The 11796-nt window shown below is 63.8% G+C and carries 12 protein-coding genes and 1 pseudogene; 7 read left to right on the top strand and 6 right to left on the bottom strand.

Annotation, left to right across the window (positions count from 1 at the left end):
* Positions 1–819: pseudogene (locus tag ENZ75_RS07095) on the bottom strand (AsmA family protein); the annotation flags it as partial.
* A 129-nt stretch (positions 820–948) separates the two neighbouring features.
* Here ENZ75_RS07095 and ENZ75_RS07090 point away from each other — a divergent pair.
* The gene (locus ENZ75_RS07090) at positions 949–1932 is read left to right on the top strand and encodes a Dyp-type peroxidase (protein ID WP_063168286.1); all 984 of its coding nucleotides are present in this window, start codon (positions 949–951) and stop codon (positions 1930–1932) included.
* Positions 1933–1973: 41 nt separating this feature from the next.
* On the opposite strand, the gene ENZ75_RS07085 is transcribed toward ENZ75_RS07090, so the two are convergent.
* Both ENZ75_RS07085 and ENZ75_RS07080 read right to left on the bottom strand, forming a co-directional pair.
* Entirely contained in the window at positions 1974–2495 is a 522-nt protein-coding gene (locus ENZ75_RS07085) for a hypothetical protein (protein ID WP_013531009.1), read from the bottom strand.
* A 117-nt stretch (positions 2496–2612) separates the two neighbouring features.
* Positions 2613–4025: an FAD-linked oxidase C-terminal domain-containing protein gene (locus ENZ75_RS07080; RefSeq protein WP_013531008.1), complete on the bottom strand. Its 1413-nt coding sequence runs from the start codon at positions 4023–4025 to the stop codon at positions 2613–2615.
* 163 nt (positions 4026–4188) lie between these two features.
* Between ENZ75_RS07080 and ENZ75_RS07075 the strand changes: the two genes are divergently transcribed.
* Positions 4189–4668, top strand: coding sequence for a thioesterase family protein (locus ENZ75_RS07075; protein WP_013531007.1), 480 nt, complete (start codon positions 4189–4191; stop codon positions 4666–4668).
* Between the two features lie 235 nt (positions 4669–4903).
* Positions 4904–5101, top strand: coding sequence for a hypothetical protein (locus ENZ75_RS07070; protein WP_013531006.1), 198 nt, complete (start codon positions 4904–4906; stop codon positions 5099–5101).
* A gap of 28 nt (positions 5102–5129) precedes the next feature.
* Here ENZ75_RS07070 and ENZ75_RS07065 read toward each other — a convergent pair whose 3' ends face one another.
* Positions 5130–5609, bottom strand: coding sequence for an Lrp/AsnC family transcriptional regulator (locus tag ENZ75_RS07065; protein ID WP_013531005.1), 480 nt, complete (start codon positions 5607–5609; stop codon positions 5130–5132).
* A 143-nt stretch (positions 5610–5752) separates the two neighbouring features.
* Between ENZ75_RS07065 and ENZ75_RS07060 the strand changes: the two genes are divergently transcribed.
* From ENZ75_RS07060 to ENZ75_RS07050, 3 genes are all read left to right on the top strand, one after another.
* Entirely contained in the window at positions 5753–6607 is an 855-nt protein-coding gene (locus ENZ75_RS07060) for a DMT family transporter (protein WP_164747161.1), read from the top strand.
* Between the two features lie 106 nt (positions 6608–6713).
* On the top strand, positions 6714–7862 hold the full coding sequence (locus ENZ75_RS07055) for a histidine kinase dimerization/phosphoacceptor domain -containing protein (RefSeq protein ID WP_027160613.1): 1149 nt from the start codon (positions 6714–6716) through the stop codon (positions 7860–7862).
* Complete coding sequence (locus ENZ75_RS07050) at positions 7859–8305, top strand: response regulator (RefSeq protein ID WP_063168287.1); 447 nt, start codon at positions 7859–7861, stop codon at positions 8303–8305. Before ENZ75_RS07055 ends, ENZ75_RS07050 begins: the two co-directional genes overlap by 4 nt.
* Positions 8306–8314: 9 nt before the next feature.
* On the opposite strand, the gene ENZ75_RS07045 is transcribed toward ENZ75_RS07050, so the two are convergent.
* Complete coding sequence (locus ENZ75_RS07045; RefSeq protein WP_128277991.1) at positions 8315–9202, bottom strand: dienelactone hydrolase family protein; 888 nt, start codon at positions 9200–9202, stop codon at positions 8315–8317.
* 427 nt (positions 9203–9629) lie between these two features.
* Between ENZ75_RS07045 and ENZ75_RS07035 the strand changes: the two genes are divergently transcribed.
* Positions 9630–10064 (top strand): hypothetical protein, encoded by a 435-nt coding sequence (locus tag ENZ75_RS07035; RefSeq protein ID WP_013530999.1) that lies wholly within the window; start codon positions 9630–9632, stop codon positions 10062–10064.
* Between the two features lie 137 nt (positions 10065–10201).
* On the opposite strand, the gene ENZ75_RS07030 is transcribed toward ENZ75_RS07035, so the two are convergent.
* On the bottom strand, positions 10202–11796 hold a 1595-nt coding region (locus ENZ75_RS07030), incomplete at its 5' end, for a membrane-bound PQQ-dependent dehydrogenase, glucose/quinate/shikimate family (protein ID WP_128277989.1).

Raw genomic sequence — 11796 nt, 5'->3', positions numbered from 1 at the left:
GATCGGGCTTGCCGGCCGAGACTTTCACCGTCTCGCCATCGGTGCCGCGCAGCTCGGCGCTGTTCTTGTCGGCACCATTCTTGTCAGGATTTGAAATCTTGAACTGGCCGGAGTAGACGGCGGCTCCATTGACGATGCCGGCATTGCCGTCGGTCTCGATGACCAGCGGATACGCGTCCGGATTGGCTTTCAGCCGAAACCGCATCTGTCCTGAGCCTTCGGCCTTGCCGGTGGACGCGGTGACCGCGGTGCGCAACCCGTCCAGCCGCAGCGTGCCGTCCATGCGCCATGGGCCGGCCAGCGACTTGGCCGAGACGGTCGAATTGATCTCGGAAAACAGATGGCTGCGCCCGCCAGCGGCATGGCGAACTTCGATCTGACCCTCCGTCACCGTCAGCTTCTCGATCGAGATCTGGCTGGGGTCGAAGGGCGAGGACGGCCGCATCGCCCAGTCGACCGTGCCGTCATTGGCGATATCGATGGTCGCTTTCGGCCGCACCAGCCGCATGTCGAAGATCAGCACTTCACCGCGCAGGAAGGGCGCCAGTTCCGCGTCCATTGAAAACGTCTCGACCGTCATGGCCGGCTGGCCGTTGGGGCCGCCGGCGACGGCGACATTCGAGAAGTCACCGAGGGAAACGGCAACAGCCTTGCGGTGGCGTCGCCCTGCACGGTCACCTTGCGGCCGAGAATGGCGCTCGCCTCGCGCTCGAAGTCGGCGCGGTAGCCGGTCCAGTCGATAAAATACGGCACCACCAGCGCCGCACACAGCACCAGCACGAACAGGCCACCGAAGATCACGAACAGGCGTGCGAGCATCAGCTCCGAATGGGTTGATTGAAATTCTGCCGCACTCTACCCGCATCCGCGTGTCGATAAAGAGGCAATTCATCCAGTTGCGCGATCTCCGGTGATCTGAAACAAATCCCGGCGAAGCGGAGAAATCGGATGTCGGGCAAGAACTGGGATCGCGTGCCGATCGATGCGCAAAGTGTCGACGCTCCGCTGTCCCTTTCGGCGGTCTTTCTTGTCGTCGCCGTCGCCAGCGAGCAGAGCGCGCTCGCCAAGGTTGCCTCCGTGCTCGGCGGGCTCGACGATCTCATCAAAACCGTCGGGTTCCGCGATCTCTCCGGGCGGCTGTCGTGCATTGCCGGCATCGGCCGCGATCTCTGGGATCGTCTTTCTCCAGACCGGCGGCCGCTGGAACTGAAACCGTTCGCACCGATCAAGGGTGCCGTTCATTCGGCGCCTTCGACCGCCGGCGATCTCCTCTTCCACATCCGCTCCGAGCGACCCGATATGTGCTTCGAGTTCGAGCGCATCCTGCTCGACAATCTCGGTGACGGCGTAAGCGTCATCGATGAGGTTTCCGGCTTTCGCTATTTCGATGCGCGCGACCTGCTCGGCTTCGTCGACGGGACCGCCAACCCGACCGGCCTCGACTTGCCCGCCTCTGCGCTCATCGGCGATGAAGACGCCGACTTCGCCGGCGGCAGCTATGTCGTCGTCCAGAAATATCTCCACGACATGCAGGCCTGGGCGCGCATTCCGACGCCCGAGCAGGAAGCGATCATCGGCCGCACCAAGATCGACAACATCGAAATCGACGATGACGATGCGCCGCGCAAATCGCACAAGTCGCTGGCCACCATCGAGGATGCCGCCGGCAACGAGTACGATATTTTGCGCGACAACATGCCGTTTGGCAGGCCGGGGCAGAACGAGTTCGGCACCTACTTCATCGGCTATTCCAGATATCTTTGGGTCACCGAAAAAATGCTGCAGCGCATGTATATCGGCGAGCCGCCGGGCGCCTACGACCGCCTGCTCGATTTCTCCACACCGCACACCGGCACGACATTCTTCGCGCCAACCCGCCCCATGCTGCAGACGCTTGTCGAGGGCGGACAGGCGAAGCCTGCCGCACGGTAGGCAGGCGTCCTCAACGATTTCAGCCCGCGATCACCGCGAATTCAGCGTGCGTCGCGCTTTGCCTGTGCCACCTTGGCCGCCCTGCGCTGCCGGCCGAGTTCCATTGGCCGGACCAGATCCGGCGCCCTCTGGTTCGCCACCGGCCGCATACCCCTGCGCGCGGTGCGCGAGTTGAAGGCGGGGCCGTCCGATGCCGCCCCTTGCTTCATCACCAATGCCTTGCGCGCATTCTCGATCAGCGAAACGCTGGCGGCCAGTTGCCGGCGCCGCTCGGCCTCGCCATTCAGGCGCCGCATGGCCATGGCCAGCACCGCAAGCTTGAGCTGCGACCCGCCATCAGCCTTCGAAGGCGTAGCGCCCTTCGCCGCGCCCTTGCCCCGGATCTCACGCCGGCGGCGGTGTGCTTCGGTCTGCGCCTTGTCGCGCCGCTCCCGCAACAGCTTGACCAGGCCGGCAAGATCGGCGTCGGAGAGCTCCTGCACCGCCGGATGGTGAGACTTCTCCACCAGATCGTGTTCGTCGGCACTCAGCGCGCGCGCTTCTTCCTTGCGTGAAATCGCCATGGCATCCTCCTCCGCTGGCACGCCTGTTGGCTTCAGGCCCTGCTACCGGCCAAGCCTCGGCCCGAATGGTGGCGCGGTCAAGACTGGCCGCCTACGAACCTTGCGTCGGAAAATCGGTTAGTTTCCCGGCAAGATCTTGCCCGGGTTCATGATATCAAGCGGATCGAGCGCCTGCTTGATGGTGCGCATGATGTCGACGCCGTGGCCGAGCTCGTGGCGCAGGAAGCCGATCTTGCCCTGGCCGATGCCGTGCTCGCCGGTGCAGGTGCCGTCCATGGCGATGGCCCGCATGTTGAGCCGCGCGACGAATTTTTCCGACAGCGCGATCTCCTTGGGATCGTTCACATCCATCAGCACAAGCACGTGGAAATTGCCGTCGCCGGCATGGCCGACGATCGGCGCGATCAGGCCCATCTCGGCGATATCGGCCTCGGTTTCCATGACGCATTCGGCAAAGCGCGAGATCGGCACGCAGACATCGGTCGACAGCCCCTTGGCTCCCGGCCGCAGGGTCAGCGACGACCAGTAGGCGTCGTGCCTCGCCTTCCACAATTTGGTGCGCTCCTCGGCGACGCTGGTCCACAGGAACGGCCCGCCGCCATTTTCCTCCGCGATCATGCCGAAGGTTTCGGCCTGTTCGGCAACGCCGGCATCGCTACCATGAAACTCGACGAACAGGCACGGGCTCTCGGGATAGTCGAGCTTGGAATAATTCTTCATCGCCCGCATCTGCAAGGCGTTGACCAGTTCGATGCGCGCCACCGGGATGCCCATCTGGATCGTCGCGATGACCGCGTTGCAGGCCGCCTCGACGCTCGGAAACGGGCAGACGCCGCCGGAGATCGCCTGCGGGATGCCTTGCAGCTTCAAGGTCAGCGACGTGATGATGCCGAGCGTGCCTTCCGAGCCGACCAGCAGCCGCGTCAGATCATAGCCGGCCGAGCTCTTTTTCGCCCGCTTGCCGGTTGTCACCGTTTCGCCGTCGGCCATGACGGCGGTCAGCGACAGCACGTTCTCGCGCATCGTTCCGTAGCGCACCGCGTTGGTGCCGGAGGCCCGCGTTGCGGCCATGCCGCCCAGCGAGGCATTGGCGCCGGGATCGATCGGAAAGAACAGGCCGGTGTCGCGCAGATGCCGGTTCAAATCCTCACGGGTGACGCCGGGTTCGACCGTGCAGTCGAGATCCTGCGGATTGACCGCCAGGATACGGTTCATGCGCGATGTGTCGACCGATATGCCGCCGCCCGGTGCGTTGGTGTGACCCTCCAGCGAGGAGCCGACGCCGAAGGCGATCACCGGCACGCGGTGCGCCGCACAGGCGCGCACGATCTCCTGCACCTCGGCCGTCGTCTCGGGGAACGCAACGCCATCCGGTGCCTGCGTCGGAATGTAGGTGGTGGTATGTGCATGCTGCGAGCGGATCGCCTGGCCGGTCTGGAATCGCTCGCCGAGCTGCTGCTTGAGGATCCCGAGCACCGCAGCGATGCCTTCCTCGTTGCGTTCGACCGGGTTGAGGTCGCTCAGAGCCATGAATTCCTCCGCGAATGGACCAGCGTCCATGCTTGTTATGCGTCTATGGATGCGTAAAGCAATTCCAGGAAAAGTGTGAAGCGGTTTTCCGTCCGAAATTGCGTCAGAACAAATAGAGTCTCCGGAGCCACGCTCTGTCCAGCACCAGAACAAGGAAGTTTCGATGCCCATCCCCACTCCCTTCGTCTCGAAACCCATGGACATCGAGAAGGACTGGATCGACTACAACGGCCATCTCAACATGGCCTATTACAACGTGCTGTTCGACCGCTGCTCGGACGACGCCTTCGAGGCAATGGGCATGGGACCGAACTATGCCAGGGATCGCCGCCTCACCATCTACACCGCCGAAGTCCATGTCTGCTACGTGCAGGAGCTGCATCTCGAGCACAAGGTCACGGTCTCCTTCCAGCTCATCGACCATGACGACAAGCGGCTGCGGGCCTATCAGGAAATCCGCCATGTCGACGGCTGGCTGGCCGCGACTTCCGAATCGCTGTCGCTGCATGTCGACATGTCCGGGCCGAAGGTGGCGCCCTTCCCCGCCGATGTGCTGGCCAGGGTCGAAGACATGCGCGCCGCCCATTCGGCCCTGCCGATGCCGGAACGGGCCGGCCGCTCGATCGGCATCAAACGCAAATAGGGCGATGCCGACACGTCTCGTTTCCGGCTTCAAAGCCACACCGGCGATCTAAAATCGCAGAACCTTGCCATCGACCGGCGGCGGCGCTTGAAGCGGCGCGGCGCCCTCGTTAACCTTACCAAGGTTTTAACGGGAACAAGCCATTTGAGCCGTTGCGCGACTCAGCGGGCCGGTCGAAAACGATCTGCATCGAGGTAGCGACACGGGCGGCGCGGCGCCGGTTCGAGGAAAGTGCATGAAAACCGACATCAAGGTCGAGGTGGACAGGTTGGCTGCCGATCCGCGCATCACCGACTACGATTTCTGGCGCTCGCTCAAGAACGTCAACAATGAGATCTTCCACATCGCCAACAACAACGAGCCGATCCCGTTCGACATGATCCGCTGGCGCGCCATCCTGAAACAGGCGCGCATGAAGCGCGGCCACGCATAAGGTCCTCGAACGGAACAATCCCCGCAGGTCAAGCCTGGCGCCTCAACGCCGCCAGGGCCGAACGCGCCACCACCGGCGAGGACTGGATGATCGCCGTGTTGGTCATCGCGTAGGGAATGATGCGGTCGATCACCCGCTCGAGGTCGACCACCGACCCGACATGCGCCAGCGCGATGAAACAATCCTCTCCGGTTACGCGGTCGCATTGCACGATCTCCGGCAGTTCGCGGATGATCTCGGCCACGACGGCCAACTGCCCCGGCACTGGCCGGATGCGCAGCCATGCCGACAGCGGCAGGCCGAGTGCCGTCGGGTTGATCCTAACCGAATAGGCCTCGATGACGCCGCTTTCCTGCAGCCGCTTGATGCGCTCGGCCACACTCGGTGCCGACAGGCCCACCGAGCGTGCCAGCTCCGCCGTGCTGGTGCGCGCGTCCTTTTCCAGCAGGCGCAGGATCTTCATGTCGGCGGCATCGAGATCGGCGCTTTCAGTTCGAAGGCGCTTCATGGAAAACTCCTTTATTCCGGGAGAAAGATAGCCGAAAGAGCTAATCATCATCTATATAAATAGGCAAATCTGCCTGCGATACTGATCCGGTGGATGATCAAACGCAAGCTCTCGCGGCGACCCCTGCCCCGGGCAACTTCACCCTGGGCAAGCTGACGGAAAAACTGCCGCCGCATGTCTGGTTCGGCGTCAGCGCCGTCTTCCACTATCTCGGGCCGGCCTTCGCCGTGCTGCTTTTCCCGCATGTCGGCGTGCTCGGCATGGCGTGGCTGCGCATCGCCACGGCAGCACTCATCTTCGCACCCCTGACCCGTCCATGGCGAAGCTTCGCACGCGCCGATCGCACGACGCGGCTGCTGTTGCTGGCCTTCGGCGCCTGTCTGGCGGTGATGAACTGTTCGTTCTACCTGGCGCTCGACCGACTGCCGATCTCGCTGGTGGCGGCGATCGAATTCGTCGGCATCATCGGCGTCGCGGCGATCGGCCTCAGGAGCACGCGCAATCTCGCCGCCCTTGCCATCGCCGTCGCCGGCACCTTGCTGCTCATCGATGTCAGATGGTCCGACGATCCCATCGGGCTGTTCTGGGCCATCCTCAACGGGGCGCTGTTTGTCGGTTACATCGTACTCGGCCATCGCGTCGCCGCTTCAGGCGCCGGCAGCGGCATCGCCGGCCTGGGTGCTGCCATGGCGATCGCCTTCATCGTCGTGCTGCCGATCGGCTTCACCGATGCGCTGCCGGCCTTTTTCTCACTGCCGCTGCTGCTCGCCGCCATCGGCGTCGGCATCTGCTCGTCGGTCATTCCTTACATCTGCGACCAGCTCGCCATGTCGCGGCTGCCACGCGCGAGCTTCGCGCTGATGCTGTCGCTGCTGCCGGTCACCGCGACGCTGATCGGCGTCGTCGTGCTGCGCCAGATTCCGAGTTTTATCGATTGCCTCGGCATTGCGCTGGTGGTCGCCGGCGTCGCCTTCCACAAGCCGGCATCGGCCGGCTAACTCCGGAGGCCTGATTCTCGGTACGAACTGCGACAGGAAGGCTCAAGATTGAACCAAATCGGCGTCTGATCCGTTGTCACCCGCGAAAATGGCTTGGAGTGACAGAATGGAATGGAAACGGACCAGGGAGCCTGCCGACGCATGGCACATGACGGACGATCTGCATGTCGAGCACGGCAAGGGCGATCCGTTCGCGGCGGCTATCCGCGCCACCCGCATGTCGATGATCATTACCGATCCCCGACAGCAGGACAATCCTATCGTGTTCGCCAATGACGCTTTCCTGCGACTGACCGGATATGAGCGTCATGAGGTTCTGGGCAGGAACTGCCGCTTCCTGCAGGGACCGAAGACCGACAAGGCCGCTGTCGAACAGATACGCGCGGCGATCGAGGATGAAACCGATGTCAGCGTCGATATCCTGAACTACCGCAGGGACGGCTCGACCTTCTGGAACGCGCTCTACATCAGCCCCGTTTCGAACGACAAAGGCGATTTGCAGTTCTTTTTCGCATCGCAGCTCGACGTCTCGGATCGCAAACAATCGGAGAGTCGCATCAACGCGGACAAGGACCGCTTCGAAAAGGCGGTGAAGGAACGCACCGCGGAACTGGAAGCCGCCCTCGAGGCGCAGACCACCTTGCTGCATGAGGTGGATCACCGGGTGAAAAACAACCTGCAGATGATCTCTTCCCTCATCATTATGCAGCGGCGGACCATACGGGACGAAGCGATCAGGCGTTCGTTGACCACCATGCTGGAGCGCATCGAAGCCCTGAGCACCGTGCATCGGCGGCTTTATCAGTCGAAGGACGTCAGCAAGTTCGATGTGGCGGATTTCGCCAAGGATCTGGTGACAGACCTGCTGACGGCGTCGGGGCGCTCTGAGATCAGTCCGGCTCTCGACCTGGAACCGATCGTCATTTCCGCGGAAAAGGCAACGCCCGTCGCTCTGATGGTCAACGAACTCGTCACCAATGCTCTCAAGCATGCCTTCAAGTCCAAGCCCGACGGAATGTCGGCCGGCCGCCTGGGCATCAAAATGAGCCAGCCCGACGGCCACTTGAATATCGAGGTGTCGGACGACGGCGTCGGCATGGCCGACGCCAACGGCGATGCCTCGTTCGGCATGCGGCTGATCAAATCGCTCGCCCGCCAGTTGCATGCCGAGATCGAATGGCGCGACACCGGCCCCGGCACGAAGGTCGTTATCTCGATCCCGAACGAACCTCAGGAAAAAGGGAATGTGTCATGATTGAGCCGCTCAAGGTCCTGATCATCGAGGACGAAGCGCTGCTGGCAATGGAGCTGGAGAGCCTTGTCGAGGACGCCGGCCACAGCGTCGTCGGCTGGGCGACCTCTTCGGCGGAAGCCATGGCCATGGCGGATGCGACCGAAGCCGATATCGCCTTCGTCGACATCCATCTGAGTGACGGGCCGTCCGGCATCGACGTGGCCAAGTACATAGGCGAAAGGAAGAGTTCGACGGTGGTGTTCATGACCGCCAATCCGAAGCGCATCCCCGATCATTTCGCCGGCGCGATCGGCGTCATAGCCAAGCCTTACACGATGAACGGGCTGACGTCGGCGTTGCGGTACCTGCAGGAAGGCATGCGCCGCCCGCCCCCCGTTTCGGCGCGGCCGGCCGGCTTCACCCTGTCGCCGGCCTTCGAAACCGCCTGGGCGCCGGCGGCATGACAGCTGAAGTCATTTCAGTTTTTCCCGAAGGAAGGCGATCGTTCTGCCCCAGGCGAGGTCAGCCGCCTTCTTGTCGTAGCGCGCCGCCGACGTATCGTTGTTGAAGGCGTGGTTGGCGCCTTCATAAACATAGACCGTGTAGTCGACATGCGCCGCGTCGAGTTCCTTCTTGAAGGCGTCGATGCCGGCATTGATGCGCTCGTCGAGTCCGCCATAGTGCAGCAGCAAGGCCGCCTTGATCTTGGATACATCGGCGGCCTTCGGCTGCATGCCGTAATAGGCAACGCCGGCACTGAGATCGGGCGCGTTGACGGCCAGCATGTTGACCGTGCCACCGCCCCAGCAGAAGCCGATAGCGCCGACCTTGCCGTTGCCGTCTTTGTCGCTCTTGAGGAAAGCGACGGTCGCAACACCGTCAGCGATGGTCTGCGCCGGATCGAGCTTGCCGAACATGTCGCGCGCCCTGTCTTCGTCGGTCGGCGTGCCGACGAGCGGCGACAGAAAATCCGGCGCCAGCGCCACGAAGCCTTCCAGCGCCACGCGCCGCGCCACATCGCGGATATGCGGGTTGAGCCCCCTGTTCTCATGCACGACGATGACGGTACCGAGCTTGCCCGTCTGGTTCGCCGGCTTGACCAGATAGCCCTTCATCTCGCCGCTGCCGCCGCGGTAGCTGATGTCCTCGCCCTTCACGCGCGGATCGTTGTCGGCGACGATTCCTGCTTGCGCCGAATTTGCCGCCAGAAGAGGCGCGATCGCCGCCGCCGCCGCACCTGATCCGGCAAGCCGGGTCAACTGCTCCATGAACCGGCGGCGATCGAGCGTCAGATGCGTGTACTCGTCATAGGCGTCGATCATCGCCTGGGTGATGGTGGGCTTGGCGTCGGGTCTCGTCATGGATGGGCTCCTCTGCTTCGGGCTTCAATTCCCAGCTACATAGGGACCAAGCCGGCATCATCCAGTCGAGCACTCATCGCTGCCGTCGATTGCCTCAGGCGTATGCCGCCGGCCGCGTCCGGGCAGCAAAGCCGGTGCCCATGCGCGGCCGTGTCATCACTTTTTAGTCATTGGCGATAAATCCTGCTGGCGCTGCCACAATCGTGAAGGAAGGTGGCTATCGACGGTATCTTGACCGCGTGCCTCAGACCCAGAAGGAAGCGAGACCATGACCATGCCTTCCCCGATCCTCGCCAGCGCGGTCGTCCTTGCGGGGGCCGCCGCTTTGGCCCTACGCTCGATGGTTGTGAATGCAGGCAGACTATCGTTGATCAGGGTCCGCACTGAGCGGAACCGCAACACGAAAACCCAGGGTTGAGGTGACGCCATGAACGTCCAGGACATCGTCAACACCGTTTCGCAGAAGGCGGGCCTCGACCAGGCGACGACGGAGAAAGTCGTCGGCACCATTTTCTCGGTGCTCGAACACGAGGCGGAAGGCACCAGCGCCTCGGCGTTCTTCGCCAAAATCCCCGGCGCCGACGACCTCGCCCATCAATATGACGTCATGGCCGCCGCTCCGGCCGGCGGTGGCGGTTTTCTGTCGTCGTTGCAGGGCGCGCTTGGCGGCGTTCTCGGCGAGAAGGCCGGCGCGCTGATCAACGGCATCGCCGCGCTCAAGGCATCCGGGCTCGACATGGCGCAGATCCAGAAGGCCGGCGCGACGCTGATCCAGCAGGCCGAAGCCGCCGCCGGCCCCGACCTGACCAACAAGGTGCTCGGCTCGGTGCCCAGCCTGAAGGGTCATTTGGGGATTGGCTGATCGACAACGGGCCGATCGGAAGATTCCCGCCCCTCATCGCCCAGTCGGGCACTTTTCCCCGTCACTATGCGGGGAAAGGACACCGGCACAGATGAGGGGCGGCGCGACCTCTGAAAGATCGCGTCACCCTGTCGCCCCTACTTCGGCAGCGCGTAGGCCATCACATAGTCACCCGGCTTGGTGCCGACCGAACCGTGGCCGCCGGCGACGATGACCACGAACTGGCGGCCGTCGGCGACCGTATAGGTCATCGGCGTCGATTGCCCGCCGGCCGGCAGCCGCGCCTGCCACAGCTGCTTGCCCGATGTCAGGTCGTAGGCGCGCAGATAGTCGTCGACTGCGGCCCCCAGGAAGGCGACGCCGCCGGCGGTGATCATCGGCCCGCCGATGCCGGGCACGCCGACCTTCAGCGGCAGCGGCAGCGGCGTCATATCGTAGACGGTGCCGTTGCGGTGCTTGTAGGCGATCTTGCCGGTCCTGAGATCGGCACCGGCGACATAGCCCCAGGGCGGCGCCTGGCAAGGAATGCCGAGCGGCGACAGGAACGGTCCCATCACCACCGCATAGGGCGCGCCCTCGTTGCGGTTCAGCCCCTGTTCGCTGCCCCGCCCTTCGTCCGGCGGCGGCACCTGATCGCGCGGGATCAACTGCGACTTGAACGCCAGATAGGTCGGCATGCCGAACAGCACCTGCCGGACCGGGTCGACGGCGACGCCACCCCAGTTGAAGGTGCCGAAATTGCCGGGGTAGATCAGCGAGCCCTGGACGGAAGGCGGCGTATAGCGACCCTCATAGCGCAGGCCCTGGAATTCGATCCGGCAGGCCAACTGGTCGAACATGGTGAGGCCCCACATGTCGGCGCCGGTCAGCGGCTTCGGCATGAAGGTGAGATCGGAGACCGGCTGCGTCGGCGATGTGTGGTCGCCTTCGATCGCGCCGCCGGGCGCCGGCACTTCGTTGACCGCGATGACCGGCTCACCGGTGCGGCGGTCGAGCACATACAGATCGCCCTGCTTGGTCGGTCCGACCAGCGCCGGCACCACCGTGCCGTCGGGTTTGGTGATGTCGATCAGGCTCGGCTGCGCCGGTACGTCCATGTCCCAGAGATCGTGGTGCACGGTCTGCCGCACCCATCGCACCTGTCCGGTGTTGAGGTCGAGCGCGGTGATCGACGACGAGAACTTCTCGACATTGGCACTGCGCCCGGCGCCGAGCTGATCCGGCGTCTGGTTGCCGAGCGGCACGTAGAGCAGGCCGAGCTTCTCGTCGGCGCTCGGCGTCGACCACATGTTGGGCGAGTTGGCGGTATAGGTCTGGCCGGCCGGCAGCGGCGTCGTCTGGTCCGGATTGCCGGAATCCCAGTTCCACACCAGCGCGCCGGTGGCAGCGTCGTAGGCGCGGATGACGCCGGACGGCTCCTGCGTCGAATAATTGTCGTTGACCGCGCCGCCGACAATGATCTTGCCGCCTGAGATCAGCGGTGCCGAGGTCGAGTAATAATAGCCCGACTTCGGATAGGGCATGTTGGTCAGAAGGTTCAGCGTGCCGCCCTCGGCGAAAGCCGGGCAGATCTGCCCGTTGGCGGCGTCGAGCGCGATCAGCCGCGCGTCCGAGGTCGGCAGGTAGACGCGGGTCGCACAGGGCTGCCCGGCGGCGCCGGCGGCATCGGCGTAATAGGCCACGCCGCGGCAGGTCTGGTGCTGGCGGTCCTTGTCGAGCTTGACCTTGGGAT

This window comes from Mesorhizobium sp. M7A.F.Ca.CA.002.04.1.1, assembly GCF_004022805.1.
GTDB classification, from domain to species: Bacteria; Pseudomonadota; Alphaproteobacteria; order Rhizobiales; family Rhizobiaceae; genus Mesorhizobium; species Mesorhizobium ciceri.
The sequence above is the reverse complement of the archived record's forward strand: the minus strand, read 5'-3'. Positions and strand labels throughout refer to the sequence as shown.

Coding starts and splice junctions, on each gene's coding strand:
- ENZ75_RS07050 (WP_063168287.1), top strand. CDS start 7,859: ATGATTGAGCCGCTCAAGGTCCTGATCATCGAGGACGAAGCGCTGCTG.
- ENZ75_RS07070 (WP_013531006.1), top strand. CDS start 4,904: ATGAAAACCGACATCAAGGTCGAGGTGGACAGGTTGGCTGCCGATCCG.
- ENZ75_RS07035 (WP_013530999.1), top strand. CDS start 9,630: ATGAACGTCCAGGACATCGTCAACACCGTTTCGCAGAAGGCGGGCCTC.
- ENZ75_RS07065 (WP_013531005.1), bottom strand. CDS start 5,609: ATGAAGCGCCTTCGAACTGAAAGCGCCGATCTCGATGCCGCCGACATG.
- ENZ75_RS07045 (WP_128277991.1), bottom strand. CDS start 9,202: ATGACGAGACCCGACGCCAAGCCCACCATCACCCAGGCGATGATCGAC.
- ENZ75_RS07085 (WP_013531009.1), bottom strand. CDS start 2,495: ATGGCGATTTCACGCAAGGAAGAAGCGCGCGCGCTGAGTGCCGACGAA.
- ENZ75_RS07090 (WP_063168286.1), top strand. CDS start 949: ATGTCGGGCAAGAACTGGGATCGCGTGCCGATCGATGCGCAAAGTGTC.
- ENZ75_RS07080 (WP_013531008.1), bottom strand. CDS start 4,025: ATGGCTCTGAGCGACCTCAACCCGGTCGAACGCAACGAGGAAGGCATC.
- ENZ75_RS07075 (WP_013531007.1), top strand. CDS start 4,189: ATGCCCATCCCCACTCCCTTCGTCTCGAAACCCATGGACATCGAGAAG.
- ENZ75_RS07055 (WP_027160613.1), top strand. CDS start 6,714: ATGGAATGGAAACGGACCAGGGAGCCTGCCGACGCATGGCACATGACG.